Here is a 26147-nt window from a genome sequence, read left to right as displayed (position 1 = left end):
GACGGGGCCGGCCGGTGGAGTTTCCGGTTCAGCGGTCGGGTTTCCCCGTTCAGCAGCCGCTGAGGACGGACGTCAGCTTGTTCTTCTCGGCCGGGTCGACGGTGAGGTCGTAGTGGTGCTTGACCGTGACCCACATCCGGGCGTACGTACAGGCGTAGGAGCCGAGCGGCGGCATCCACTGCGCCGGGTCCTTGTCGCCCTTCGCCTGGTTGACGCGGTCGGTGACCGCGATGAGCTGCGGGCGGGTCAGGTCGTTGGCGAACGCCTGGCGCTGCGCGGTGGTCCAGGTGCTGGCGCCCGACCGCCACGCCTGGGCGAGCGGCACGATGTGGTCGATGTCGATGTCCTGGGCGTCGGTCCAGGTGGCGCCGTCGTACGGGGAGGACCAGGTGCCCTTCACGGCGGCGCACTTGGCGTCCTGCTCCACGTTCTCGCCGTCGCGCTTGAGGACGACCTCACGGGTGTTGCACTGCCCGGACTGGGTGCTCCAGTGCGGGAACTTGGCCCGGCTGTAGCCGTCCATGGTGCCCTCGGCGCCGACCTTGAGCTCGGCCAGGTACGTGCGCACGGTGGCGGCGTCCGGCGGGGTGGGGGGCGCGGCGTGGGCGGCGGGGGCGTTGAGCGCGAGGGACGCCAGGAGGGCGGTGAGACCGCCGGCGACGGCCGTACGACGCGCGTAGACGGCGCGGCGAGAGGTGGAGGCAGGTATTCCGGACATGGGAACTCCTTTGCGGTGGGGGGTTGTCGGCCGGCGAGCGCGGCCAGGATCGCGGCGTCCGATTTCCGGGGGGTGGTCGCCAGGTAACAGCGTGGCGACGGGGTCATGTCAAAGCAAGGGCTTGCGGACGTGAAGTTCACTGCGAATTCACAGTTCTGCCCTTCACTCCCTGACACGCCACCACGTGTGCGCACCTGTACCGATGTTCGCGCCCGTAAGGTGGCCGGGTGCTCGCCGCCGCAGCCCTGCTCCCGGTCAACGCCACCCTCGGGGTGGTGCTCGCCGTGCTGCTGGTGGCCGCGGCGGGCGTGGCGGCTCTCGCCCACCTGACCGACGCCCGGGGGCGCGGCTACGCCCGGCCCGTCGCCGTCGCGGGCCTGCGGGCGGCCGTCCAACTGGCCGCCGTGTCCGCGCTGATCGGCTGGGTGGTCCGGGCGGTCCCGCTGCTGCTGTGCTTCCTGCTGCTGATGTTCTCCGTGGCGGTACGGACCGCCGGGCGCCGCATCACGGAGAACGGCACCTGGTGGTGGACGGCGGTCCCGATCGGGGCCGGGGTGGTGCCGGTGGTCGTGGTGCTGCTGGTGACGGGGCTCGTCCCGCTCAAGGGGATCGCCCTGGTGCCCGTCACCGGCATCCTCATCGGCGGCAGCCTGACCGCGACCGTGCTGGCGGGCCGCCGCGCGCTCGACGAGCTGCGCACCCGGCACGGCGAGGTGGAGGCCGGCCTGGCGCTCGGCCTCCTCGACCGCGACGCCCGCCTGGAGATCGCCCGGCCGGCCGCCTCGGACGCCCTGCTGCCGGGTCTGGACCAGACGCGGACTGTGGGGCTGGTCACGCTGCCGGGGGCGTTCGTGGGGATGCTGCTGGGCGGGGCGTCACCGGTGCTGGCGGGCGCGGTGCAGCTGTTCGTGCTGGTCGCGCTGATGGCCGTGCAGGTGGTGGCGGCCGCGGTGGTGCTGGAGCTGGTGGCCCGCGGCAGGCTGCACCGGGACGCCCCGGCCGGCGGCGGCGCGGGACACGGCCGCCGGGGGTCGCGTACCCTGGACGGAGCAGAAGGGGAGTAGCTCTTCGCCGGACCGTCGACATACTGCCGAGCTCGCCTCGGCCGGCGCCCGGAGGCCCGTCCTTACGGAAGGGCCAGCGAGACCTTCGGCCGCAGTGTCCACGACGCTGCCGTGCCGAAGCGACCCCGGAATCAGCTCAGGTCTCTCGGTCCGGCAGCCCGACCGATCGAGGTATCACCCCCGTGTTCAGCTTCACCGTCGCCGCCCTGGTCTTCGGCGTCGTCTTCCTGGCCGAGCTGCCGGACAAGACCGCCCTCGCCGGCCTCATGCTCGGTGCCCGCTACCGCGCGAGCTACGTCTTCGCCGGCGTCGCCGCCGCCTTCGCCGTCCACGTCGCCCTCGCCATCGCGGCCGGCAGCGTCCTGACCCTCCTGCCGCACCGGCTCGTCCAGGCGGTGGTCGGCCTGCTCTTCCTCGCCGGCGCGGCCATGCTGATCTTCAAGAAGGACGACGGCGAGGAAGAGATCAAGAAGCCCGCCGACCAGTCCTTCTGGAAGGTCTCCGGCGCGGGCTTCATGCTCATCCTCGTCGCCGAGTTCGGCGACCTCACCCAGATCATGACCGCCAACCTCGCGGCCCGCTACGACGACCCGGTCTCGGTCGGCGTCGGCGCGGTCCTGGCCCTGTGGGCGGTGGCGGGCCTGGGCATCCTGGGCGGCCGCACGCTGATGAAGTACGTGCCGCTGGCGCTGATCACCCGGATCGCGGCGGTGGTGATGCTGGCGCTGGCGGGCTTCAGCCTTTATGAGGCGGTGACGGGCTGAGGGGGCCGGCCGCCGGGCCACCAACCGTGTCCGGCTCCTGGGGTGTTCACCGCACCATGTGGACGGGCCGGACCGGTCGGGGCCCTCTCCCGGAGCGCGAAGGACGCCGACCGCCCGCAAGGGCCGGTGCCCGGTTCGGCAGGCGGCGAGGACCTGGGAACGCCGAAGACCCCCGGCCGAACCCGGCCGGGGGTCTTCGTGAGAGTGGGCACAGACGGATTTGAACCGCCGACATCTGCTTTGTAAGAGCAGCGCTCTACCGCTGAGCTATGCGCCCTGGATCGAAGAGACAGCCTACATTGCCGGGGCCGGGTCCCCGCAAACCGCCGGGCGGGGGTTATCCCCACCCCCGAATCGGTAGGGAGCTTCATGGCGGCGGCCCGGGGGCCGTCCGTACGGTGATCTTGCACGGTCGACGCCGCGCGTCCCACGCCGCACACTCGGCGCGGACCGTTCGGCGCCGGCCGTCCCGCTGCCACCACCCCCGACTCCGGAGTCACCGTGAAGCCCCGCTCCCGCGCCCGCGCCCGTTCCGCCGCTCGTCTGTCCCTCGTCGCCGGTGGCGTGCTGCTCGCCGGGACGGCGCTGACCGGGTGCGGGAGCGCGGACCTCGACAAGGCCGAGCCGGAGTACAAGGCGTTCCCGCTCGCGGGGCGGGAGCTCACCGTGGACACCGACAACTCCGAGCTGGAGCTCGTGCCCGGGGACGTCAAGGAGGTCAAGGTCACCCGGTGGTTCGCCGGGTGGACCCTGGGCGGGTCGTCCAAGGCGAGCTGGGAGATGGACGGCGGCACGCTGAAGCTGCGCGAGCACTGCGACGGGCTCAGCTCGACCTGCGAGTCGCGGCACAGGATCGAGGTGCCGCGCGGGGTCGCGCTCACCGTCAAGGACCGGAACGGCACGGTCAAGGCGCGCGGCTTCGCCACCGACCTCAAGGTCTCCGCGGACAACGGCGAAATCCGTGTGGCGGACTCCACCGGCGCCCTCGACCTCTTCAGCTCCAACGGCGACGTCGTCGCCACCGGCGCCGGCTCCCGCCAGGTCAAGGCCCGCTCCGACAACGGCGACATCCGGCTCACCATGGCCCGCGTCCCCGACCGCGTCGAGACCTCCAACGACAACGGCAACATCAGGATCGAGCTGCCCCGCACGCCGTACCGGGTCGACGCGTCGAGCGAGAACGGCACCACCAAGGTGGAGGTCCCCCGCGACGACGCCAGCGGTCACTCCGTCTCCGGGCACAGCGACAACGGCAACGTCAAGGTCCTGATCGCGAACTAATGGTCCCGTGTGTTCGTCCTTAACGGGTGGGACAATGGCACCCGGGCCAGGGGCGATCCATCGGGAGAGGGCAAGTGACGGCGACCTTCGCACAGTCCGCAGGACCGGCACGCCGCCGTTCCCTCCGTTCCACGCGGACCGGCGGCGCCCGGCGGACGCACGCCGCGACGGCCCTCGCCGCCGCCGTCCGGGACACCGTGACGCTCGCGCTGCTCCCCGTCCCCCTGCTGCTCGCCGCCGCGCCCGCCGCCTTCGCCGGTGGCGGTACGCGCCGCTGGGGCTGGGGCCGGGGTGAGAACCAGCGCGCCGACGCCCAGGCCGCGAAGGACGCCGCCGCGGCCGCCTTCTACGAGCTCGACACCGCCCAGCGCGACCTGCGGATCTCCATCGAGACGATCACCGCCGTCGACCCCTCCCCCGCCGCCCGCGAGGCCGCCGCCGACTTCGCCGGCCTCGGCCACCGCATCGACGAGGTCTCCCACACCTACATCACCGCGGTCGACTCCCACGACCTCGACCGCGACGACCTCGACGCCGGTGCCGCCGGCCGGGCCCGTACGGACCTGGCCAAGGCCAAGGACGAGCTGGTCCGGGTCAAGGCCGACCTGGACCGGTTCGGGCAGAGCCTCGGCCCCCTGCTGGCCACGGCCGAGACCCGGCTGGCCCGGCTCGCCCCCGCCGTCGAGCGGGCCCGCCAGGCGCTGCGCGCGGCCGGCGAGGCCCTGGACGCCGCGCGGTCCGCCGGGCTCACCGCCGACGACCTCGCCGCCCGGCTCGCCGCCCTCGGCCCCGAGCTGACCCGGCTCAACCAGGGCGCCGGGCAGCACGGCGTGCAGGAGACCCTCCAGCGCGCGGACCGCGTCCTGCGCGAGGCCGAGGCCGTCCGCGGCGAGGCCGAGGGCCTGCCGCGGAAGGCCGCCGAGGTCGACAAGCGGCTCGTCTCGCTGCGCACCCGCGCCCAGGCCCTCACCACCCGCGCCGCCGGCGTCGAGCCCGTCCTCAGCGAGCTCCGCCGCCGCTACAGCGCCGCCTGCTGGCAGGACCTCCAGCAGGTGCCAGACGAGGCGGCCCACGCCGTCGCCCAGGCCGAGGAGAAGCTCCGCGAGGCGCGCACCGCCCGCGACGAGCAGCGCTGGCCGGACGCCCTGTCCCGGCTGTCGACCGTACGGGCCCTGCTGAACACCACCGACGAGGCCGTCTCGGCCGCGGGCGACCGCCTGCGGCGGCTGGACGAGGTGTCCTTCGACCACACCAAGGAGGTCGAGCGCACCCGCTTCGCCATCCGCGACGCCCAGCGGCTCGCGATGGCCGGCCGCTCCACCCCCGACCCCCGCCACGCCGGCCCCCTGGACGACGCCGTGGCCCGCCTGGACCGGGCCGTCGCGCGCCTGGAGGGACGGCACCCGGACTGGTGGGCCTTCCTCACCGAGACGGAGGCCGTGCGGCGGACCGTGACCCGGGTGGTGCGGGAGATACGGGACGACCGGGGCGCCGCCGGGCGGTGAGCGCGTACGGGCAGGCCGGTTCCGCACCTGCCCGGCCCCCGGACGTGCGGTGTCCCGCCCGGCCCGCCGCTGGCTATGCTGCCCGCATGCCTCGCTACGAATACCGCTGCAAAGCCTGTGGTGACACCTTCGAGCTCAGCCGGCCGATGGCCGAGTCCTCGGCCCCCGCGGTGTGCCCCGAGGGACACACCGACACGGTGAAGCTCCTTTCCACGGTCGCGATGACGGGCGGCTCCTCGTCCGGGCGGCCCGCCCCCGCCCCGTCCGCGGGTGGCGGAGGCGGAGGGTGCTGCGGAGGCGGCTGCTGCGGCTGAGGACCGCCGTCCTCAAGGCCCGGACTCCCCTATCCCACACGCCTCGCCAGCGTCAGCCCGTCCGCCACGGTGATCATCACGGACTCCATCCTCTTGTCCGCCGCCGCATGCGTGTTGAACTCCTTCACCGCCGCCCCCGCCGGCCCCGGCCGCTCCGCGACGACGTCCCCGCTGAAGAGGACGTTGTCGACCACGATCAGCCCGCCGGGCCGCAGCCTCGGCACCAGCTCCTCCCAGTACGGGATGTAGTTGTCCTTGTCCGCGTCGACGAAGGCCAGGTCGATGTGCGGCTCCTCGGGCATCGCCCGCAGCGAGTCCAGCGCGGGCGCGATCCTCAGCTCGACCCGGTCGGCGACGCCCGCGCCGGCCCAGGCCTCGCGCGCGTAGGCCGTCCACTCCTCCGAGATGTCCAGGGCGATCAGCCGGCCGCCGGCGGGCAGCGCTCTCGCCATGGCCAGGGCGGACAGCCCGGTGAAGGTGCCGACCTCGACGATGTGCCGGGCACCCGTGAGCCGGACGAGCAAGGCCAGCAGCGGCGCCTGCTCCTCCGCGGTCTGCTTGTTCGCCACGGCGGGGAGGGCGGCGCGGGTGAGGTCGATCAGAGCCCGCTCCTCCGGGGGGAGCGGCGGGTTGTGGGCGAGCACGTACGCGTACAGCTCGGGGGTGATCCGGGGGCCCTTGAACTCTGGCACGCGATTCTCCTCAGCGGGTAAGGGAGTTACGGGCTCCGGTCCCGGCGTCCCGGCTCTCCCCATCGGCGTCTCCGTCCCGGCGTCTCCACGACGACCGGGCCCGGCCGCCCGCGCCATGGGCGTGCGCTGCCGGGCCCCTCCGAGCCTACGCCGCGGCTACGCCGCCGCTGCCGCGAACGCCGCGAGGATCTCCTCCCCCGCCGCCACCCCGCGCGTCTCCAGCGCGGTGACGTGCGGTGCCGTCCAGCCGGCCGCGGCGAGCTCGCCGTGGCCCGGCCGCCAGCCGCGGTCGGCGGCCAGCAGCAGGTCGGCGTCGAGCAACGAGTCGCCGGCGGAGAGGACTTCGGCCGCGCCCGTGCGCCGGGCGACCTCGGCGACCGCCGCGCTCTTGGTGAGCGGCCGGGGCACCGCGTAGAGCTTGCGGCCCTGGAGCGAGACGGACCAGCCGCGGGCGTCGGCCCACTCGGTGAGCTCCTTCACCCAGGTGTCCGGCAGCAGCGGGCGGTCCACGACGAGGTACGCGAACAGGTCCTCCGCGGTGCGCTCCTTGAGCAGCCACGCCGGGTCGGCGGTACGGACCAGATGCGCCCGGACCTCGTCGAGCGGGGCGCACGCGGCGGCGAGCCGGCGCTCCACGTCCCGCCGCCAGCCGGGGTCGGACTCGCCGCGTACGAGCAGTTCGCCGCCGTTGGCGCAGATCGCGTACTCGGGGACGGGGCCGGGCAGGTGGATCCTGCCGTACTGCTCGCGGGTGCGGGTCGTGGTGGGGACGAACGCGGCGGTGCGGGAGAGCGCTTCGAGCGTGGCGGCCGCGGTCTCCGTCATGTACGAGAGCGGCTTGCGGTCGTAGACCTCCACGCACAGCAGGCGGGGCGCCCGGTGGTCGGGCCCGGTGAGGTCGAGGGCCGCCGCCGAGTAGATCAGCGTGCGGTCGAGGTCGCTGGCGACGAGGAGGGTCACGGCGCCGTCACCGCCTTGCCGTCGGCGCCGGTCGCGCCGCGGGTGTAGCGGGGGTGGATCAGGCCGACGCAGCTGTACGGCAGGCCGTCCACCTCCTCGACGGGGACGCCGCGCTGCTCGGCGAGCAGCCGGACGTGGTCCAGGTCGGACCCGGCGCCGCGCTGGGCGAGGATCTTCCAGGGGACCCGGCGCAGCAGGACGCGCGTGGTCTCGCCGACGCCGGGCTTGACCAGGTTCACGTCGTGGATGCCGTACTCCTCGCTGATCCGCTCGACGGCCGCCCAGCCCTCCCAGGTGGGGGCGCGGTCGGCGGCGACGAGCTCCTTGACGTCGGCGGCGACGTCCTCCTCGACCTCGGCGAAGCGGGCGGCGACGGTGTCGAGGAAGGCGCGGGAGACGTCGGCGCCGGCCAGCTCGCGGTAGAACTTGGCGCCGTGGAAGTCGTGCGGGCCGACCAGGTCGGCGCGCAGGACCGTGCGGGAGATCAGGCCGGAGACGGTGGAGTTGAGGCAGGCGGAGGGGATGAGGAAGTCGTCCCGGGTGCCGTAGGTGTCGACGCAGTGACCGGGGTCGGCGAGGACGGCGATCCGCGGGTCGAAGCCGTCGAACCCGCGCAGCGCCTCGGCGAGTTCGCGGGTGATGGCGCCCTTGCCCGTCCAGCCGTCGACGAAGACGACGTCGGCGGGGTCGTGGTGGGCGGCGAGCCAGCGCAGCGCGACGGGGTCGATGCCCCGGCCGCGGACGATGGAGACGGCGTAGTGCGGCAGGTCGAGGCCGTGGGCGTGCCGGGCCCAGCGGCGCATCAGGACGCCGACGGGGGTGCCGGCGCGGGCCAGCGAGACCAGGACCGGGCGGGGGGACCGCTCGGCGAGCACGGTCTCGGTGACCACGCCGACGGCTCTGGCCATGCGGGCGGCGGAGGCGTCGAGCGCGGCGTGGAAGAGGGCCTGGTAGTCGGCGCTGGGCTGGTACTCGACGGGCAGCGACTCCGCGTAGTGCGCGCCGCCGCTCTGGATAGCCTCCTCCCGTTCCTCGGTGGGCGCCTCCAGGGTGACGTCCGAGAGGTCCTGGAGCAGCCAGCCGACGTCGGCGGGGTCGTAGGAGGAGAAGGCGGGGCCGCGGAGCGGTTCGGGCATGGGGGTGTGGACCTCCGGTGCGTAGGAGGGGACGGCCACGAGCACGACGTGCCCGGTGTGGGCGCCGAGCCGGTCCAGCAGGCCGCCGGGGGCGTGCAGCCCGGGGGTGTCGGCGGCCGAGTCGACGACGGCCACGACGGCGTCGAAGCCGGCGCCCGCCACGTTGTAGGCGTAGCGCTCGCCGGGGCCGTCCGCGGGGTCGTCGTGGGCGGGGAAGGCGAGACGGGTCCGGATCGCGTACCCGGGGTCGTCGACGGGGAGGACGGGTGAGCGGGTGGTGGTGGAGAAGCGGACGTCGGTGGTGCCGGGGCGGGTCTCCTGGAGTACGTCCTGGAGGGCGGCGGCGAGGCGGAGGGGGGCGTACATGAGCTCTTCGTTGCCGAGCACGAGGACGCGGCGGGGCGCGGGGCCGGCGCCGGGACCGGGGGGTACGTCCGGCCCGGCGGGGGTCTCGCTGCCTGTGGGCGCCGGGACCGCCGTGGCGGGGGGCGTCCCCATGCCGGCGGGCGCGGCGTCCGGACCGGCGAGGATCGTCTCCTTGCCCGTGGGCGCCTCGGCCGTCCCCACGCGGGTCGTCCCCACGCCGGCGGGCGCCATGTCCGGACCGGCGAGGCCCGTTCCGCCACCCGTCAGCGCCGCGTCCGTCCCCACGGGGACCGTTCCCCTGCCCGTGGGCGCCGCGACCGTCGTCGCCAGCGCGTCCGCGACCCGCGCGGCCATGCCCGGCAGGGCGGCCTCCAGGCGCGCCCGGTGCCCGGGGGTGAATCCGTGCCGGCCGCCGTCGGGCAGCCCCTCGGGCCAGCCGACGTCGACGCGGGTCAGGCGTGCGGGGCGCGCCGACGGGGCGTCGGCCGTCCGCGTCCGGCCGCCGTCGAAGCCGTCCGCCGCGCGCGCCTCATACCGCGCCACCAGCTCCTGGCCCCGTTCCAGCACGCCTTCCGGCAGGCGCACCGTGCCGGAGGCGAGGGCGATCAGGTCCACGCGGGCGCCGAGGCCCGCCGCGAAGTCGTCCAGGCGGGCGCGGTCCGCCGCGCTCCGCATGTCGACGAGGGCGACGACCACGTACCGCTCGCGCGGGAAGACGGCGTGGAGGGTGGTGATGGTGTTGAGGACGGTGCGGCCGGTGGAGAACTCGTCGTCGACCAGGACCAGCGGCCCGTCGCCCGCCAGGAGCTCCGGGTCCTCCGGGAGCAGCAGGTGCGACGTGGCGTGGCTGTGCTCCTCCTCGAAGCCGCCGACCGGCCGGACGCCGGCCACCGGGCGGCGCGTGGAGTGCAGGTACGGGGCGAGGGCCAGGCCGTCCGCGACCGCGTGGCCGAGGCCCGTGGCCGTCTCCGCGTAGCCGAGGACGACCGCCCGTGCCGCGTCCTCGTCGCCGAGCAGGGCCCGGACGCGGCGGCCGAGGTCCACCCCGGACCCGTACACAGCGGAGGGCGCCGCCGGCACGTGCTTGCCGAGGACGTGCGAGACGAGGAGGTGGGCGCGCTTCTTGTTCCTCCGTACCGCGAGGCCCAGCAGCGACGTCAGCTCGGGGTCACCCTCCAGGCCGACGCCGAGCCGGTCCGCGACCCACTGTCCCGACCACGTCATGCCGTCGCCCCCACGCTCGCCGCCAGCAGCTCCACAAAGCTCACGTCCTCCCGCGCGACGCCGAACACCTCGGCGCGCAGCATGATCCGCTCGGCCCAGGCCCGGTGCGGCTTCACTTCGTTCATTTTGTTCGTGTACGCGGAGCGCATCACTCCGCCGCCGTCGCGTTCCGGCCGCAGGATGTCCTCGGCGTCGCTGAACTCCTCGTGGCTGACCACGGACAGCGCGTGCACGAGCGCGACGTGCGAGGGGTGGATGCAGGTCTTGCCCTGGAGGCCGTTGGCCCGGTCCAGCTGGATCTCGCGGAGCAGGCCGTCCATGTCGTGCTGGATGAGCGCGGTGCGCAGCTCCTCCGCCGGGCCGGCGAAGGGCGTGCGGCGCAGCTGGGGCTTGAACATCCGCTCGTGCTGGCGGAAGTACTCCCAGACGGGGCCGGTGACGGTGAAGCCGCTGCCGTCCGCGCGGCCGAGGACGTTGACGACGTCGGCGATCACGGAGGCGACGAGCTGGACGTCGTAGGCGGTCATGTCGGGCGCGCGGCGCAGGCCGTACGCGGAGCAGAAGTCCGTCACACCGAGCCGCAGGGCCAGCACCCGGTCGCGGTACTTGTCGACCGTGCGGGCTATCCCGGCGAGCGTCTCGGTGCGGGTCTCCAGGTGGAGGAGTTCGGGGGACTCCAGGACGGGCATGGCGAACAGCCGGCGTCCGGAGTCGCTCTCGGCGAGGGCGAGGGCTTCGAGGAAGGGGACGCCGCGCTCCTCGGTGAACTTCGGCAGGACGAAGCCGGAGAGCAGTCTTCCGGTGGGGCCCAGGCGGCGCACGAGGTCGGTGATCTGGTCGGGTTCGCGGACCCGGATGAACAGGAGCGGCAGGCTCCGGCCGTCGGCGGAGAGGCGGCCGAGCTCCGCGAACTGGCGGACGAGGTTCTCCTCCGCGCCCTCCACCTCTTCGTCGCCGATCGAGTCCTCCAGGCAGAGGACCATGGACACCACGCCGTGCTCGGCCTGCTTGCGGATGTCGTGGGCGAGGGCGGGGCGGGTGGCGGGGCTGTAGAGCGTGGCGCCGAGGGCGACCGCGAGCGTACGGGCCGGGGAGTCGGCGTCGAACGCGCCGGGCTCTCTATGGAACAGCCCATTCCGCACCGAGGGCGCAAGGTGTTCGAAATGCCTCATTACTCTCCCCGTGTGCCACGTCCCACCGGACCGTCCAGCCGGAAGCGTGGCCGATTATCGTACGTCCAGAGACGGGTCAAGAGTTCCCCAAGTGCATGAAAATCTGGCCAGCCGCATGGGTACACTGCGCGTCTTCGTCCTGACGGGCGGCCGTCCCTGGCGCGCTCCCGGAGGCCTGTCCGGAGGCTCTTCCGGACGCCTTCCCGGGCGCCCCCCGGAGCACTCCCGGGGTTTCCTCCCGCGCGCCTCCCCCGCCGTCCTCCGGTCGGGTGGGACCTGCGTTGTCCCCGGCCCGCACGGGAGGGCAGGATTGCGGCATGACGCACGCCATGCCGAAGGGGTCGAACATCCCGCTGGACGCCCGGAACGTACGGGCCGTACTGCGCTGGACCCCCGGGCCGGGCGTCCCGGACGTGGACGCCTCCGCACTCCTGGTGGACGGCGGCGGCCGGGTGCGCTCCGACGAGGACTTCGTCTTCTACAACCAGCCCCGCCACCCGTCCGGCGCCGTCCGCCACCTCGCGAAGAAACGGCTGGTCGAGGGCGCGACGGACGCGATCGAGGCCGACCTCGCGGCGCTGGAGCCCGCCGTCGACCGCGTCGTGCTCGCCGCGTCCGCGGACGGCGGCCCCTTCGGGCTGGTCCCGGACCTGTGCGTGCTGCTGTACGACATCGCGGCGGCCGGCGGCCGGGCCGGCGAGGCCCTCGCGCGCTTCGAGGTCCAGCCGGAGACGGGCTCGGAGACCGCCATGATCTGCGGCGAGCTCTACCGGCGCGGCGACGGCTGGAAGTTCCGGGCCCTGGGGCAGGGGTACGCGTCCGGGCTGGTGGGACTGGCCACGGAGTTCGGGATCTCGGTCGACGAGGAGGAGGGCGGCGAGGCCGCCGGCACCGGTGGGACGGATACCGGGGCGGTGCCGTCGGAGCCCGCCGCGGCCGAGCCCGCGACCGTGCCCGGGCCCTCACCCGCGCCCTCACCCGCGCCGTCGCCCGATCCGGAGCCGGCTCCGGCCGCCCCGCAGTCGCAGTCACAGTCCGGGTACGGGTATCCGCCGCCGCCTCCGATGCCGCCGGCTCCGCCGGTGCTTCCCGCGCAGCCGGCACAGCCCGCGTACGGGTATCCGCAGCAGCCCGCGGCGCAGCCGGCCTACGGGTATCCGCAGGCCCGGCCGGTGCCGGATCCGGGGTTCCGGCTGCCGCCGCAGGGGCCGCAGTTCCAGTCGAACCGGTAGGGCCCTGCGGGGCTTTCCCCGGCCCCGCCCCTTCCCGGCCGGGGGCGAGCCCCCCGGCCCCCGGCCGCGCCACCGCGCGGTGGCCTCAAACGCAGGCCGCCTTCCGCCGGAAGGCCCAGGCTGCCACTGCGAACCGATCCGGCGAGGAGGGCCGGGGCGGAGTCCCGGGAGGACCCGGCTCACACCTTCGTCTTGTACCCCCGCCCCCACTGGAGTCCCCACCCGTACAGCCGGTCCAGCTCCGCCTGGAAGCCGTACACGTACTTCATCTCACGCCGCAGCGTGATCTCCCCCTTGTTGTTCTCCAGCATCACCACGGCGCACGACCGGGCCTCCGGGGCGCGCTCGTGGAGTGCGATCTCGATCCGGGGGCCGTTGCCGGGGTAGAGCGTGACCATCGCGTGCGTACGGTCGAACGCCGGGGTGCCGTCATAGATGTAGACGAAGATCAGCAGTCGCTTGATCTCGGCGTGGTGGTCCATGTTGACGTAGATGGTCTCGCCCGAACCCGAGCCGAACCTGTCGTCACCGCTGAGCTGGACGTACGGCGGACTGTTGAGGCTGCCCAGTATCGAGCCGAGGGGCTGGACCACGCCTTTCGAGCCGTCCTGGAGCTCGTACATGCAGGCGAGGTCCAGGTCCACGTTGACGAACGCCGGGCCCTGCGCCTGCACCATCTCGGGCCGGAACTTCTTCAGCGGGTGGCGCAGGCCCTCGCTCAGCGAGGCCCGCTCGCCGAAGTCCGAGGAGGTGCGCATCCGCCAGGAGAGGTTCACCCGGAGGTTTCCGGTGACGGCGCCCTGCTTGGTGAGGGAGAAGGTGGGATGACGCTTGGTGAGCTCGACCGCGCCGCTGGCGCCGCCGAAGTCGAGCTGCTGTGTGCCCGGCCGTCCCCAGCCGCCGAGGAACTTGTCCCAGATCGCCATGGCCATGAAACCCCCACCCCATTCGAGCGCCGACCGCGAAAGGGGCGGCCGTGAGGTGACCCTCACGACCGCCCCGATCAGAGCGTTCCTCAAATGTGCCAGGGTCACACCCCGGAGGAGACTTCCGCCTTCTCCCCCGCACCGGCGGCGATGGCCCGGTTGCGGCGCACCGAGGACCAGAAGGACCAGCCGATGAGGCCGACGCCGATGAGGCCGGTGACGATCTCGGGGACCTCGAAGCGGATGCTGATCATGAGGATCACGGCCAGCGCGCCGATGGCGTAGTGCGCGCCGTGCTCCAGGTAGACGTAGTCGTCCAGGGTTCCCTTACGGACCAGGTAGACCGTGAGCGAACGTACGTACATGGCACCGATGCCCAGGCCCAGCGCCATCAGGACGATGTCGTTGGTGATGGCGAAGGCGCCGATGACGCCGTCGAAGGAGAAGGACGCGTCCAGGACCTCGAGGTAGAGGAACATGAAGAACGCGGCCTGGCCGGCCAGCACGATCGCCGGCTTCTTCTTGCCGGCCTTCTTCGCCTCTTCCTCCGCCTCGTGCTCGCGCTCCTCCTCTTCCTCGAGCTTGTCCTCGAAGTAGCTGGAGAGCCCGCCCACGATCAGGTAGGTGATCAGACCCGCGATGCCCGCGAGCATCACCGTGGCCGCCTTGTCGACGTGTGTGCCGCCGTGCTGGTGCGCCTGCGTGGCGAAGGTCATCGCCGAGACCAGCAGGATGATCAGCGCGATGCAGACCGACAGCATGTCGACCTTGCCGAGCTTGGCCAGCGGCCGCTCGATCCAGCCGAGCCACTTGATGTCACGGTCCTCGAAGATGAAGTCGAGGAAGATCATCAGCAGGAACATGCCACCGAAGGCCGCGATGGCCGGGTGGGCGTCGGTCACCAGCTCCTGGTAGCGCTCCTTTTCGTTCAGCGCGAGGTCGACCGCCTCGATGGGGCCGATCTTGGCGCTGATCGCCACGATCACCACCGGGAAGACGAGCCGCATACCGAAGACAGCGATCAGGACACCGATGGTCAGGAAGATCTTCTGCCAGAAGGCATTCATCTTCTGGAGGATTCCGGCGTTGACCACGGCGTTGTCGAAGGAGACGGAGATCTCGAGGATGGACAGGATCGCGACGATCCCGAACGCTTCCCACCCCCCGTAGAACACCGCTGCAACCAGTCCCAGGGCGGTGACGCCAAAGGACCAGCCGAAGGTTTTCAGAACCACTGGCCACCCAATCGTGTAAGTACGGGGTCCCCCGCGCGGTGCGCGGCTTTACGAAACGTTGACCCCGAAGTCTAGAGCGATGCCGCGCAGGCCCGACGCGTACCCCTGTCCGACCGCCCGGAACTTCCACTCGCCGCCGTAGCGGTAGACCTCGCCGAAGATCATCGCGGTCTCGCTGGAGGCGTCCTCGCTGAGGTCGTAGCGGGCGAGCTCGGATCCGTCGGCCTGGTTGACGACCCGGATGTAGGCGTTGCTGACCTGGCCGAAGCTCTGGCCGCGGGCATCGGCGTCATGGATGGAGACCGGGAAGACGATCTTGTCGCAGGCCGCCGGGACCTTGCTGAGGTCGACCAGGATCGACTCGTCGTCGCCGTCGCCCTCGCCGGTGAGGTTGTCACCGGTGTGCTCGACGGACTCCTCGGGGCTCTTGAGGTTGTTGTAGAAGACGAAGTACTCGTCCCCCAGCACCCGGCCCGAGGCGCACAGCAGGGCGCTGGCGTCGAGGTCGAAGGGGGCTCCGGTGGTGGAGCGCGCGTCCCAGCCGAGACCGATGGTCACATTGGTGAGGTTCGGTGCGGCCTTGGAGAGGGAGACATTGCCTCCCTTGGCGAGCGTGACGCCCATGTTTTCTGTTCCTCCCCGGGTTGGAAAAGGTCTCGATGTACGTCCGGCGCCGCACGCCGGTGCCCATGGCCGTGCCATGGGCGGGCGTGCGGCGCCGGACGCCGTCGGATGTGCCGGTCAGACGTTGACGCCGAAGTCCTGCGCGATGCCGCGCAGACCCGAGGCGTAGCCCTGGCCGATGGCCCGGAACTTCCACTCGGCGCCGTTGCGGTACAGCTCGCCGAAGACCATGGCGGTCTCGGTCGAGGCGTCCTCGCTGAGGTCGTAGCGGGCGAGCTCGGTGTTGTCGGCCTGGTTCACGACGCGGATGTAGGCGTTGCGCACCTGGCCGAAGCTCTGCTGGCGGCCCTCGGCCTCGTAGATCGAGACCGGGAACACGATCTTGTGGACGTCGGCGGGCACCCCGGCCAGGTTGACCTTGATGGCCTCGTCGTCGCCCTCGCCCTCACCGGTGAGGTTGTCACCGGTGTGCTCGACGGAACCGTCGGGGCTCTTGAGGTTGTTGAAGAAGACGAAGTTCTGGTCGTTGGCGACCTTGCCCTGGTCGTTCGTCAGCAGCGCGCTGGCGTCCAGGTCGAAGTCCGTACCGGTGGTGGTACGGGCGTCCCAGCCGAGACCGACGATGACCGCGGTCAGGTTGGGGGCCGCCTTGGTCAGCGAGACGTTGCCGCCCTTGCTGAGACTGACTCCCACGAGTCCTCCATTGGTTCGAGGGGGCCGGAACCATTCGGCGAGACCTGTGCCCCCGTTGTGCGATGGCATCCGATCAACGTTTGGATCCTAGTGACCGGTTCCCACCGATTACAGGCTTCTTGCACGCGGACCGTACCCGGAGTGCGCGGACGGCCGAACATCGGCCGGACGAGAACCCCGGGTGTCTGGGAAAAAGTTACGGAAACGGGTTCGGCGAGGGACTCAGAGGGCCGCGAGTGCCGCGGTGTACTCGTTCAGGTCGCGCGCGTCGGGCAGCCCGTTGACGACGGTCCAGCGGACCACGCCCTCCTTGTCGATGATGAAGGTGCCGCGCACCGCGCAGCCCTTCTCCTCGTCGAAGACGCCGTAGTCGCGGCTGGTGGCGCCGTGCGGCCAGAAGTCGGAGAGGAGCGGGTAGTCCAGGCCCTCCTGCTCGGCGAAGACGCGCAGGGAGAACGGGGCGTCGTTGGAGACGGCCAGCAGCTGCGTGTCGTCGTTGGCGAACTTCGGCAGCTCGTCGCGCAGGGCGCACAGCTCGCCGGTGCACACACCGGTGAAGGCGAAGGGGTAGAAGAGCAGGACGACGTTCTTCTCGCCGCGGAAGTCGGAGAGCCGGACGGTCTCGCCGTGCTGGTTCTTCAGCTCGAAGTCCGGAGCCTTGGTGCCGACATCGATCGCCATGGATTCGCTTCCCTCTCTCGACAGGAGCCGGTCCCTGGGCGCTGGGCGAGTCGCTCCCTCCCGCGACCCCGGCCACCGGCGGGTAGGCGGCCAGTGTGTCACTGCGCGCCGGCGCACCACGCACCGCGCCCCCCGGAGCGGGCCTTCCCGGCCTTGGCCGGGAGGGAGCGCCGGGGGGCGCGGTGGCGGTTTTCGGCTACGGAGGCGTCAGCGCTTGGGGGCAACCATGCGGGTGCCCGTCCAGTCCTTGGCCACGCTGACGCTCTTGGTCTGGCTCAGGCCCGCGGTCTGGGACGCCTCGCTGATGTCGCTCGGCTCGATGTAGCCGTCGCGGCCGGTCTTCGGGGTCATCAGCCAGATGTCCCCGCCGTCCTCCAGCATGCCGATGGCGTCCACGAGCGCGTCCGTCAGGTCGCCGTCATCGTCACGGAACCAGAGGACGACGGCGTCGGCCACGTCGTCGTAGTCCTCGTCGACGAGGTCCTGGCCGGTGATCTCCTCAATGGCCTCGCGGAGCTCCTGATCGACATCGTCGTCGTAGCCGATCTCCTGGACCACCTGTCCGGGCTGGAAACCCAGCCTGGCGGCAGGGTTGGTCCGCTCCTCCGCGTGGTCCGCGGTCGCGCTCACGGATTGCCTCCTGTCATCTTTCGAGAAAGTGTCTTGTGTTCCTCGCATACGCGAGGCATTGGCGGTAGTCCACACGTGCCGGGCGGTTCGCGCAAGTACCCGGCCATCGAGACCGCCGAAACGGTGACGGAAGCGGCCGTCTCGCCGCAACTCCAACGACGGAAGAGCACGGGCGAGTGATTCACGCCACAGTATTCTGCCGGGTTTGCCGAGCCGCACCGCCGGATTGCGGCAATCAGGCCCGAACGGCCGTACACGAACGACCCCCATAGGGGGCGTATGGTTGCGATTTGGCCGTCGAAAGTCGGCCGGTCCTCGCCTTGTCGTCTCGCGAAGCGGTGGTTACCGCCCAGTAGAGATGACGTTTTCGCTGTCGCGGTCCACGATGGGAGCGCGCGCGACATAGCCAGAGGCAGCACCAGAGACAGCGTTTGCCCGCGTGCGCATCGAATGCGTGCAGAGCACGACACGACCCGAACAGCGAAGGAACAGCGTGGCTTCCGGATCCGATCGCAACCCGATCATCATTGGCGGCCTTCCCAGCCAGGTCCCTGACTTCGATCCCGAAGAAACCCAGGAGTGGCTCGACTCGCTCGACGCAGCCGTCGATGAGCGAGGCCGGGAACGTGCCCGCTACCTCATGCTTCGCCTGATCGAGCGCGCACGCGAGAAGCGCGTGGCCGTGCCCGAGATGCGCAGCACTGACTATGTCAACACCATCGCGACCAAGGACGAGCCGTTCTTCCCCGGCAACGAGGAGATCGAGCGCAAGGTCCTGAACGCGACCCGGTGGAACGCGGCCGTCATGGTCTCCCGGGCGCAGCGTCCCGGTATCGGTGTCGGCGGTCACATCGCCACCTTCGCCTCCTCCGCCTCGCTGTACGACGTGGGCTTCAACCACTTCTTCCGCGGCAAGGACGAGGGCGACGGCGGCGACCAGATCTTCTTCCAGGGCCACGCCTCCCCGGGCATCTACGCCCGCGCGTTCCTGCTGGACCGGCTCTCCGAGCGGCACCTGGACTCCTTCCGCCAGGAGAAGTCCAAGGCGCCCTACGGCCTCTCCAGCTACCCGCACCCGCGGCTCATGCCGGACTTCTGGGAGTTCCCGACCGTCTCGATGGGCCTCGGCCCCCTCGGCGCGATCTACCAGGCGCGGATGAACCGCTACATGGAGGCGCGCGGCATCGCCGACACCTCCAAGTCCCACGTGTGGGCGTACCTGGGCGACGGCGAGATGGACGAGCCCGAGTCGCTCGGCCAGCTGTCCATCGCCGCCCGTGAGGGCCTGGACAACCTGACCTTCGTCGTCAACTGCAACCTCCAGCGCCTCGACGGCCCGGTGCGCGGCAACGGCAAGGTCATGCAGGAGCTGGAGTCGCAGTTCCGCGGCGCCGGCTGGAACGTCATCAAGCTCGTCTGGGACCGCTCCTGGGACCCGCTGCTGGCGCAGGACCGGGACGGCATCCTGGTCAACAAGCTCAACAGCACCCCCGACGGTCAGTTCCAGACGTACGCCACCGAGACCGGTGCGTACATCCGTGACCACTTCTTCGGCGACGACCAGCGTCTGCGGAAGATGGTCGAGGGCATGACCGACGACCAGATCCTGCACCTGGGCCGCGGTGGCCACGACCACAAGAAGATCTACGCGGCGTACGCGGCGGCCAAGGCGCACAAGGGCCAGCCGACCGTGATCCTCGCGCAGACGGTCAAGGGCTGGACCCTGGGTCCGAACTTCGAGGGCCGCAACGCGACCCACCAGATGAAGAAGCTCACGGTCGAGGACCTCAAGCGCTTCCGTGACCGCCTCCACATCCCGGTCGCCGACAAGGAGCTGGAGTCCGGCCTGCCGCCGTACTACCACCCGGGTCGCGACTCGGAGGAGATCCAGTACATGCACGACCGCCGGAAGGCGCTGGGTGGCTATGTGCCGACCCGTGTCGTGCGGTCGAAGCCGCTGGCCCTCCCGGAGGACAAGGTCTACGCGACCGCGAAGAAGGGCTCCGGCCAGCAGTCGATCGCCACCACCATGGCGTTCGTCCGCATCCTGAAGGACCTCATGCGGGACAAGGAGATCGGCAAGCGCTTCGTGCTGATCGCCCCCGACGAGTACCGCACCTTCGGTATGGACGCGTTCTTCCCGTCGGCGAAGATCTACAACCCGCTGGGCCAGCAGTACGAGTCCGTGGACCGCGAGCTGCTGCTCGCGTACAAGGAGTCGCCGACCGGCCAGATGCTGCACGACGGCATCTCCGAGGCGGGCTGCACGGCCTCGCTGATCGCGGCGGGCTCGGCCTACGCGACGCACGGCGAGCCGCTGATCCCGGTCTACGTCTTCTACTCGATGTTCGGTTTCCAGCGCACCGGTGACCAGTTCTGGCAGATGGCCGACCAGCTCTCGCGCGGCTTCGTGCTGGGCGCGACCGCCGGTCGTACGACGCTGACCGGTGAGGGTCTCCAGCACGCGGACGGCCACTCGCAGCTGCTGGCGTCCACCAACCCGGGTGTCGTCTCCTACGACCCCGCGTTCGGTTACGAGATGGCGCACATCGTCAAGGACGGTCTGCGCCGGATGTACGGCGAGAACGCCGAGGACGTCTTCTACTACCTGACCGTCTACAACGAGCCGATCCAGCACCCGGCCGAGCCGGCGGACGTGGACGCCGACGGCATCCTCAAGGGTCTGTACCGCTTCGCGCAGGGCGAGAAGGGCGCGATCCCGGCCCAGATCCTCGCCTCCGGTGTCGCGGTGCCGTGGGCGATCGAGGCCCAGAAGATCCTCGCCGAGGAGTGGAACGTCAAGGCGGACGTCTGGTCGGCGACCTCCTGGAACGAGCTGCGCCGCGACGCCATCGAGGTGGAGGAGCACAACCTCCTGCACCCCGAGGAGGAGATGCGCGTGCCGTACGTCACCTCCAAGCTCCAGGGCGCCGAGGGTCCGAAGGTCGCCGTGTCCGACTGGATGCGCGCGGTGCCGGACCAGATCTCGCGCTGGGTGCCGGGCACGTACCAGTCGCTGGGCGCGGACGGCTTCGGCTTCGCGGACACGCGTGGCGCGGCCCGTCGCTTCTTCCACATCGACGCGCAGTCGATCGTCCTGGCGGTGCTCACCGAGCTCGCCAAGGAGGGCAAGATCGACCGCTCGGCGCTGAAGCAGGCCGTGGACCGCTACCAGCTCCTGGACGTCACGGCGGCCGACCCGGGCGCCGCGGGCGGCGACGCGTAGTCGTCCGCACCGGGCGGTAGCCCGTCGTTCCTCGCCGGTGCCCCGGCCAGCAATCCGCTGGCCGGGGCACCGGCGCGTCCGGCGGTTCCCGGCCCCGGGCCCTCGACCTCCCCGGGGAGACGTCCCGGACGGGCTGATTTCAGCCCGTCCGGCGCTTGAGGACATTCGGGAAGGGGCGGGTAGGGGAAAGATCCGCCGGAACCTCTAGTGCTCCCAGACCTTGTACGCGCGCACGACGTAGGCCGTCTCCGGCACCCACGTCCCGGACGGATAGGTGTCGAACTCACCCGTCTCGCCGCACGTGGCGCTCTGGTACGCGGTGACGGGGCGACCCGTGCGGTTGGCGAGGGACGACGCCGTCGCGCCCGCCGGTAAGGTGACGCAGCTCTCGATGGAGATGTCCGCGAGTTCGCTGGTGGCGCGGGTGCCGTGGAAGCCGGGCTTCGTCCAGAGGCACAGCTGCCCGGCGGCGCACTGGCCGAGCCGTCCCTTGCCCACGGCCTCCGCGGCGGGCGCGGCGAGCAGGGCCAGGCAGGCGGCGGCGGTCACCGTGGCGGTCCCGGCGGTGATCCGGGCGGTGATCCGGGCGGAAACAGCGTGGATCGTACGCATGGGCTTCACTCCCTGTGTCGACTGTGTCGCACACCGCATCCTGGCGGGGGTGATCACCGATGCCAAGAGGGCCCCGCACCGCGGGGCCCTCTTGTGTCCGGATAGGGGAAAGCGCCGGGACCGTCAGACGTGCGCGGCGCCGGCGCCGGCCTCGGCGTTCGCGCCGCGCTTGGTGAACAGCGCGCACACGGCGGCGAGCAGTCCGACGCACCCGCCGACGGTGAAGGCCAGGCCCATGCCTGACACGAAAGTGTCATGGGCGACATCGGAGATCCGCTGGGCGAGCTCGGGCGGCGCCTTCGGCGGCACGGGGGCCATGCCGACGGCGACGGCGTCGGACGCCTGGGCCATCTGCTCCGGGGTGCCCTTCGGAAGGCCCGCCTCGGCCCACCGCTCGGGCAGCAGGTTGTCCACCCGGGCGGCCATCACGGCGCCCAGGGCGGCCGTCCCCAGCGAGCCGCCGACCTGCATGGCGGCCTGCTGGAGTCCGCCGGCCAGGCCGGCGTGCTCCATGGGGGCGTTGCCCACGATGACCTCGGTCGCGCCGACCACCACCGGCGCGAGGCCGAGGCCGAAGAGCCCGAACCACACGGACATCGCGACGGATCCGGAGTCCGGCTCCAGGGTGGCCATGCCGAAGCACGCGGCGGCGGCGAAGAGCATGCCGGCGACCATCGGGATCCGCGGGCCGATCTTGGTGATGACCGCGCCGGCGGTCGGCGACCCGATGATCATCATTCCGGTGAGCGGCAGCATGTGCAGACCGGCGTCCACCGGCGTCATCCCGTGCACGTTCTGGAGATAGAAGGTGACGAAGAACAGGCCGCCGATGAAGGCGAAGGCCATCAGCACCATCAGGATCGTGCCGGCGGTCAGCGGCAGGGAGCGGAACAGGCTCAGGGGCAGCAGGGGCTCCCGGACCTTGGCCTGCCAGAGGGTGAAGAGGACGAACGCGACGATCGCCCCGGCGAGGTACAGCAGGGTGCGGGTGTCGCCCCAGCCCCAGGCGGGCGCCTTGATGAGCGCCCACACCAGGCAGAACATCGCGGCGGAGAGCAGGACGATGCCGAGGATGTCGAAGGAGCTCGACGTTTGTTCGGGGCGGTGGTCCTTGAGGATGAGCACGCCGACGACGAGCGCGAGGACGCCGACGGGCACGTTGACGTAGAAGACCGACTGCCAGTTCACATGCTCGACGAGCACACCGCCGAGGATCGGGCCGGCGGCCGTCGAGGCGCCGATCACCATGCCCCAGATGCCGATGGCCATGTTGAGCTTCGCGGGCGGGAACGCCGCCCGGAGCAGTCCGAGCGCGGCCGGCATCAGCAGGGCGCCGCACAGGCCCTGGACGACGCGGAAGGCGACGACCATCGAGACGCTGTCGGAGAGGGCGATGGCGCCGGACGCGACGGCGAAGCCGGTCGTGCCGATCAGGAAGGTCAGCCGGTGACCGAAGCGGTCACCCAGCTTGCCGGCGGTGATCAGGGCCACCGCGAGGGCGAGGAGGTAGCTGTTGGTGATCCATTGGACGTCGGCCAGCGAGGCCCCCAGGTCCTTCTGGATCGCGGGGTTCGCGATAGCGACGATGGTGCCGTCGAGCGTGACCATCATCACGCCTATCGCGACGGAGAAGAGTGTCAGCCAGGGATGGCCCCGTAAACCCTTTCGGGGCCCGAGATCCGGCGTCGCGTCGGCGACGGTGGTCTGAGACGTCATATTTCGAGATTATGGCAGCGTCTGACAATTGACAAACATGTGCAGGAGTCGGTATCTGTCAAATCTGCTCATGTCTATCCTGAACAGCGGAAATGCGTCGGAGGAGAGGCGAATCCCCATGCACGCCATCGAGGACGCGGGCTCCCGGACCGCCCCGCCCGGTCTGCGCGAGCGCAAGAAGCGGCGCACGCGGGACACCCTGATCCGGTGCGCCCTGGAGCTCTTCGCGCTCCAGGGCTACGAGCGGACCACCGTCGACGCCATCGCCGAGGCCGCGGACGTCTCCCCCCGCACCTTCTTCCGCTACTTCGCGGGCAAGGAGGAGGTCGCCTTCGCGCTCCAGGACTCCGTGGAGTCGTCCTTCTGCGCCGCCCTGCGCGAGCGCCCGGCCGCCGAGTCCCCGCTCGCCGCGCTGCGCGGAGCGGTGCTGACCTCCTGGGACCGCCTGGGCGAGAGCGTCGGCTCGGTCGTCCCGCTGGAGCTGCACATGGGGACGTACCGCATGATCGAGTCCACCCCCGCGCTGCTCGCCGTCCATCTGCGCAGGCTGTCCGAGGTGGAGGAGCGGCTCGCGCACGAGATCGCCCGCCGCGAGGGGCTGGACCTCGCGACGGATCCCCGGCCCCGGGTGCTGCTCGCGGCCTTCGGCGGTGTGATGCGCGTGACGGGCCGGATCTGGGGCGAGCAGGGCGGCGCCGGGATGACGGAGCTGCGGCGCATCATCGCCGACCATCTGGACCAGCTCGGCCCGGCGTTGGCGGAAAATTGGCGCACCTGATCGCGAATCACCTGGGTGCGAGCAATTGCCCTCATTCAAACGTGAGATAGCTCACTGACTTCCCGGACCCAACCGGCTTTCTCCTACGCTGGTCCGCGGTGACTTCTTTCCCGGAGCTCGGCTCCCCCTCCTCCGTTCCCTGGACGACCACGGCCGCCGTGTGGCGTGCGCTGCTGGCGCTGGCGGTCGTGTTCGTCATGCTCGCGACGACCGGCTGGACGGCCGTCAGAGGTCACGCGGCGACCGGCGACGCGCGGTCGAGATCCCTCCAGTCCTGGCTGCACGGCTCCATAGGCGGCCGGCCGCTCCCCTCCCCCGGGGCCGGTCCGGACGTCCTGGCCCGGTTCTTCGGCTCGCTCACCGGCGCCGAGCGCGACGGGCTCGCGGAGCGCTACCCCTCGTCGTGGGCAATCTCAACGGCGCCCCCGTGCCCCTGCGCTACGCCGCCAACCGCGTGGCCCTGGACCGGGCCCGCGCGGTCGAGAAACACCGCATGGGCGAGAGCGGGCTGACCCCCGTGGGCCGCCGCGAGGCGGCCCGCCGGATGCACCGCTTCGAGTCGCTGATGGGTGACGGCCGGCAGATCCTCGCCTTCGACCCCGGCGGCGCCGGCCGCGTCGCCGAGGTCATCGGCGACCTCGACCGGGCCGAGCGGGTCTCCGTCGTGGTGCCCGGCGTCGACACCAACGTCCTGACCTTCGAGAAGACCCAGCGCGCCTACACCGCCCCGGTGGGCATGGCCCGCTCCCTCCACGCGGCCGAGCGGAAGGCCTCCGCCGGCACCAGGACGGCCGTCATCGCCTGGGACGACTACACCACCCCCGCCGGCGTCGGCATGGACGCGGCCACCGGCAAGCTCGCCGCCGAGGGCGCCCTCCGGCTGCGCGCCCTGGTCGGGGCCCTGCCCGGCACCTCCCCCGTCTCACTCTTCTGCCACAGCTACGGCTCGGTGGTCTGCGGGGTCGCCGTCCGCGACATCTCCCCGCGCGTCACGGACGTCGCCGTCGCCGGCAGCCCCGGCATGCGCGCCGAGCACGTCTCCGAGCTGCGCACCGGCGCCCGGATCTGGGCGATGCGCAACGCCGACGACTGGATCCAGGACGTCCCCCACCTGGAGGTCGGCGGCCTCGGCCACGGCGCGGACCCGGTCTCCCCGGCCTTCGGCGCGCGCCTGCTCTCGGCGGAGGGGGCGGACGGGCACGGCGGGTACTTCGAACCGGGGACGACGAGTCTGGCGAACTTCGCGGCGATCGGGGTGGCGGGTTCGGGGGCGGTCGTCTGCGCGAAGGGTGCGGAGGGCTGCGCGGACGGGTTGGTCTGACCGCCCTGCCGGGGGCTTTCCCCAGCCCCGCCCCTTCCCGCTGCATCCGATGTGCGGCTCCGCCGCGTGCGGGGCTCCGCCCCGGACCCCGGTCCTCAAACTCCCCCAGCTACCGCTGGGAGGTGCCCCCAGACGGGCTGAGTTCTCGCCCGGAACCGGGCGAAATCAAGCCCGGCCGGCGATTGAGGCCACCGCGCGGAGCGCGGAACGGGGGCCCGGGGGCTTGCCCCCGGTTCCGGGAAGGGGCGGGGCTGGGGAAAGGCCCCGCGCAGCGGCACCCCGCACCCACCCGCACCCCCACCGGCACCCGTCATTCCACTTCAACACCCCCGCGACGCGCGTAGCGCATCCCGCCCGGAGGGGGGACGCACAGCCCCCCGCCGCATACGATGAGCCGCATGGGTGATGTGCTGGCCGGTTTCCACGCCGCCTGGGAGTTCGACACCGACTCCGTGCTCATCCGCTTCGAACGGGGGATCCGCACACCGAGGCTGCTCCAGGCGCTCGGTGAGCGGCGCATCCCCTACGAGGCACTCGCGGCCGTCGAGCAGGCCCCGGGGAAGCGCGGCACGGTGGTGCTGCGCGCTGTGCCCAGACCGGGCGCCGATCCGCTGATGGACGTCGCCGGCGGCCAGCTCAAGGAGGCCTGCGACCCCTACCGTCTGGTGCTGCCCGCCGAGCGCGACGCCCTCGCCGAGTACTACGCCGACGAGATACGCGCCGCGCTCGGCCCCGCCGCGGACGAACCCGCCGAGCGCCACCTCGTGGCCGCCCCGGCGGCGCCCCTGTCCTTCAAGGCCTACGACGGCAAGGCGTCCTTCGACGGCGCGTCCGTCGCCTTCCGCTGGTTCTGGACGGGCGCCTCCTCCGCCAAGTGGAAGGCCGGCGACCAGCGGTTCGCGGTCGGTGAGCTGGCGGGCGTCGAGTGGCGCTCCCCCGAGATCGCCGGCGGCCACCTGCGGCTCGTACCGCGCGACGCGGACCCCCGGTCGCCCGGCCCGGCCGACCAGGACCCGGCGGCCGTCGTCTTCGGCATGGGCTACGGCCTCGTCCATGAGTCGCTGCCCTTCGCCGCCGCGGTCCAGGCGGCCGTCCGCGCCGGGGCGCGCGGCGTCCCCCCGGCCCGGATCCCCGCGCCCCGCCCCGACCCGGGCGGCATCGCCGACCGCATCCGCCACCTGGGCGCGCTGCACGACGCGGGCCTGCTCACCGACGACGAGTTCAGCGCCAAGAAGGCGGAGCTGCTGGCCGAGCTGTAGCCGGCACCGGACGGCCGC

21 protein-coding genes, 1 tRNA gene and 2 pseudogenes are annotated in these 26147 nt (G+C 71.9%); 10 read left to right on the top strand and 14 right to left on the bottom strand.

Annotated features, from left to right (window positions below; all coding sequences use genetic code 11):
• Window positions 1-49: 49 nt before the first annotated feature.
• Window positions 50-718, bottom strand: coding sequence for an HNH endonuclease family protein (locus SMD11_RS23355; RefSeq protein WP_087928291.1), 669 nt, complete (start codon window positions 716-718; stop codon window positions 50-52).
• A 227-nt stretch (window positions 719-945) separates the two neighbouring features.
• Between SMD11_RS23355 and SMD11_RS23350 the strand changes: the two genes are divergently transcribed.
• Window positions 946-1782 (top strand): ABC transporter permease, encoded by an 837-nt coding sequence (locus tag SMD11_RS23350; protein ID WP_199843933.1) that lies wholly within the window; start codon window positions 946-948, stop codon window positions 1780-1782.
• A gap of 182 nt (window positions 1783-1964) precedes the next feature.
• On the top strand, window positions 1965-2546 hold the full coding sequence (locus tag SMD11_RS23345) for a TMEM165/GDT1 family protein (RefSeq protein WP_087928290.1): 582 nt from the start codon (window positions 1965-1967) through the stop codon (window positions 2544-2546).
• Between the two features lie 205 nt (window positions 2547-2751).
• On the opposite strand, the gene SMD11_RS23340 is transcribed toward SMD11_RS23345, so the two are convergent.
• Window positions 2752-2823, bottom strand: a tRNA-Val gene (locus SMD11_RS23340).
• 224 nt (window positions 2824-3047) lie between these two features.
• Between SMD11_RS23340 and SMD11_RS23335 the strand changes: the two genes are divergently transcribed.
• From SMD11_RS23335 to SMD11_RS23325, 3 genes are all read left to right on the top strand, one after another.
• Window positions 3048-3827, top strand: a complete 780-nt coding sequence (locus tag SMD11_RS23335; RefSeq protein ID WP_087928289.1) for a DUF4097 family beta strand repeat-containing protein — start codon at window positions 3048-3050, stop codon at window positions 3825-3827.
• Window positions 3828-3901: 74 nt separating this feature from the next.
• Complete coding sequence (locus tag SMD11_RS23330) at window positions 3902-5332, top strand: hypothetical protein (RefSeq protein WP_418952469.1); 1431 nt, start codon at window positions 3902-3904, stop codon at window positions 5330-5332.
• An 86-nt stretch (window positions 5333-5418) separates the two neighbouring features.
• Window positions 5419-5646 carry an FmdB family zinc ribbon protein gene (locus tag SMD11_RS23325; protein ID WP_087928288.1) on the top strand — a complete coding sequence of 76 codons (228 nt, stop codon included), beginning with the start codon at window positions 5419-5421 and terminating at the stop codon, window positions 5644-5646.
• A 29-nt stretch (window positions 5647-5675) separates the two neighbouring features.
• Here the strand turns inward: SMD11_RS23325 and SMD11_RS23320 are convergent, their stop codons facing one another.
• From SMD11_RS23320 to SMD11_RS23305, 4 genes are all read right to left on the bottom strand, one after another.
• Complete coding sequence (locus SMD11_RS23320) at window positions 5676-6338, bottom strand: O-methyltransferase (protein ID WP_234366142.1); 663 nt, start codon at window positions 6336-6338, stop codon at window positions 5676-5678.
• Window positions 6339-6494: 156 nt separating this feature from the next.
• The gene (locus tag SMD11_RS23315) at window positions 6495-7298 is read right to left on the bottom strand and encodes an HAD family hydrolase (protein ID WP_087928286.1); all 804 of its coding nucleotides are present in this window, start codon (window positions 7296-7298) and stop codon (window positions 6495-6497) included.
• Window positions 7295-10024 (bottom strand): phosphoribosyltransferase, encoded by a 2730-nt coding sequence (locus SMD11_RS23310; protein ID WP_087928285.1) that lies wholly within the window; start codon window positions 10022-10024, stop codon window positions 7295-7297. The genes SMD11_RS23315 and SMD11_RS23310 overlap by 4 nt, the downstream gene beginning before the upstream one ends.
• On the bottom strand, window positions 10021-11196 hold the full coding sequence (locus tag SMD11_RS23305) for an HpcH/HpaI aldolase/citrate lyase family protein (RefSeq protein ID WP_087928284.1): 1176 nt from the start codon (window positions 11194-11196) through the stop codon (window positions 10021-10023). Before SMD11_RS23305 ends, SMD11_RS23310 begins: the two co-directional genes overlap by 4 nt.
• Before the next feature lie 317 nt (window positions 11197-11513).
• On the opposite strand from SMD11_RS23305, the gene SMD11_RS23300 reads away from it, so the two are divergent.
• Entirely contained in the window at window positions 11514-12428 is a 915-nt protein-coding gene (locus SMD11_RS23300; RefSeq protein ID WP_087928283.1) for a TerD family protein, read from the top strand.
• A gap of 179 nt (window positions 12429-12607) precedes the next feature.
• Here SMD11_RS23300 and SMD11_RS23295 read toward each other — a convergent pair whose 3' ends face one another.
• The 6 genes from SMD11_RS23295 to SMD11_RS23270 all read right to left on the bottom strand — a co-directional run bounded on the left by SMD11_RS23295 (window position 12608) and on the right by SMD11_RS23270 (window position 17217).
• Window positions 12608-13354: a TerD family protein gene (locus tag SMD11_RS23295; protein ID WP_199844086.1), complete on the bottom strand. Its 747-nt coding sequence runs from the start codon at window positions 13352-13354 to the stop codon at window positions 12608-12610.
• Between the two features lie 104 nt (window positions 13355-13458).
• Window positions 13459-14589: a DUF475 domain-containing protein gene (locus tag SMD11_RS23290; RefSeq protein WP_087928282.1), complete on the bottom strand. Its 1131-nt coding sequence runs from the start codon at window positions 14587-14589 to the stop codon at window positions 13459-13461.
• A gap of 48 nt (window positions 14590-14637) precedes the next feature.
• Window positions 14638-15213, bottom strand: a complete 576-nt coding sequence (locus tag SMD11_RS23285; RefSeq protein WP_087928281.1) for a TerD family protein — start codon at window positions 15211-15213, stop codon at window positions 14638-14640.
• A gap of 117 nt (window positions 15214-15330) precedes the next feature.
• On the bottom strand, window positions 15331-15906 hold the full coding sequence (locus SMD11_RS23280) for a TerD family protein (protein WP_087928280.1): 576 nt from the start codon (window positions 15904-15906) through the stop codon (window positions 15331-15333).
• A gap of 222 nt (window positions 15907-16128) precedes the next feature.
• Complete coding sequence (locus SMD11_RS23275; RefSeq protein WP_087928279.1) at window positions 16129-16587, bottom strand: peroxiredoxin; 459 nt, start codon at window positions 16585-16587, stop codon at window positions 16129-16131.
• Between the two features lie 207 nt (window positions 16588-16794).
• Window positions 16795-17217, bottom strand: a complete 423-nt coding sequence (locus SMD11_RS23270; protein WP_087928278.1) for a DUF3052 domain-containing protein — start codon at window positions 17215-17217, stop codon at window positions 16795-16797.
• A gap of 493 nt (window positions 17218-17710) precedes the next feature.
• Between SMD11_RS23270 and aceE the strand changes: the two genes are divergently transcribed.
• Entirely contained in the window at window positions 17711-20443 is a 2733-nt protein-coding gene (gene aceE, locus SMD11_RS23265) for a pyruvate dehydrogenase (acetyl-transferring), homodimeric type (protein ID WP_087928277.1), read from the top strand.
• Between the two features lie 204 nt (window positions 20444-20647).
• Here aceE and SMD11_RS23260 read toward each other — a convergent pair whose 3' ends face one another.
• Both SMD11_RS23260 and SMD11_RS23255 read right to left on the bottom strand, forming a co-directional pair.
• Window positions 20648-21055 (bottom strand): peptidase inhibitor family I36 protein, encoded by a 408-nt coding sequence (locus SMD11_RS23260; RefSeq protein WP_087928276.1) that lies wholly within the window; start codon window positions 21053-21055, stop codon window positions 20648-20650.
• Window positions 21056-21168: 113 nt separating this feature from the next.
• Window positions 21169-22771: pseudogene (locus tag SMD11_RS23255) on the bottom strand (MFS transporter); the annotation flags it as partial.
• Window positions 22772-22889: 118 nt separating this feature from the next.
• Between SMD11_RS23255 and SMD11_RS23250 the strand changes: the two are divergent.
• The 3 genes and pseudogenes from SMD11_RS23250 (at window position 22890) to SMD11_RS23240 (ending at window position 26129) form a co-directional block, all read left to right on the top strand.
• The gene (locus SMD11_RS23250) at window positions 22890-23549 is read left to right on the top strand and encodes a TetR family transcriptional regulator (protein ID WP_087928274.1); all 660 of its coding nucleotides are present in this window, start codon (window positions 22890-22892) and stop codon (window positions 23547-23549) included.
• A 98-nt stretch (window positions 23550-23647) separates the two neighbouring features.
• Window positions 23648-24870, top strand: a pseudogene (locus tag SMD11_RS23245) (alpha/beta hydrolase).
• A gap of 398 nt (window positions 24871-25268) precedes the next feature.
• Window positions 25269-26129 carry a DUF4429 domain-containing protein gene (locus SMD11_RS23240; protein ID WP_087928273.1) on the top strand — a complete coding sequence of 287 codons (861 nt, stop codon included), beginning with the start codon at window positions 25269-25271 and terminating at the stop codon, window positions 26127-26129.
• The last annotated feature ends 18 nt before the right edge of the window (window positions 26130-26147 follow it).

Source organism: Streptomyces albireticuli (assembly GCF_002192455.1).
In the GTDB taxonomy this organism is placed as follows: domain Bacteria; phylum Actinomycetota; class Actinomycetes; order Streptomycetales; family Streptomycetaceae; genus Streptomyces; species Streptomyces albireticuli_B.
Note: the sequence above shows the minus strand (reverse complement) of the source record. Positions and strands in the feature narration are given on the sequence as shown.

Coding starts and splice junctions, on each gene's coding strand:
- SMD11_RS23355 (WP_087928291.1), bottom strand. CDS start 718: ATGTCCGGAATACCTGCCTCCACCTCTCGCCGCGCCGTCTACGCGCGT.
- SMD11_RS23325 (WP_087928288.1), top strand. CDS start 5,419: ATGCCTCGCTACGAATACCGCTGCAAAGCCTGTGGTGACACCTTCGAG.
- SMD11_RS23310 (WP_087928285.1), bottom strand. CDS start 10,024: ATGACGTGGTCGGGACAGTGGGTCGCGGACCGGCTCGGCGTCGGCCTG.
- SMD11_RS23305 (WP_087928284.1), bottom strand. CDS start 11,196: ATGAGGCATTTCGAACACCTTGCGCCCTCGGTGCGGAATGGGCTGTTC.
- SMD11_RS23300 (WP_087928283.1), top strand. CDS start 11,514: ATGACGCACGCCATGCCGAAGGGGTCGAACATCCCGCTGGACGCCCGG.
- SMD11_RS23295 (WP_199844086.1), bottom strand. CDS start 13,354: ATGGCGATCTGGGACAAGTTCCTCGGCGGCTGGGGACGGCCGGGCACA.
- SMD11_RS23285 (WP_087928281.1), bottom strand. CDS start 15,213: ATGGGCGTCACGCTCGCCAAGGGAGGCAATGTCTCCCTCTCCAAGGCC.
- SMD11_RS23275 (WP_087928279.1), bottom strand. CDS start 16,587: ATGGCGATCGATGTCGGCACCAAGGCTCCGGACTTCGAGCTGAAGAAC.
- SMD11_RS23260 (WP_087928276.1), bottom strand. CDS start 21,055: ATGCGTACGATCCACGCTGTTTCCGCCCGGATCACCGCCCGGATCACC.
- SMD11_RS23250 (WP_087928274.1), top strand. CDS start 22,890: ATGCACGCCATCGAGGACGCGGGCTCCCGGACCGCCCCGCCCGGTCTG.
- SMD11_RS23240 (WP_087928273.1), top strand. CDS start 25,269: ATGGGTGATGTGCTGGCCGGTTTCCACGCCGCCTGGGAGTTCGACACC.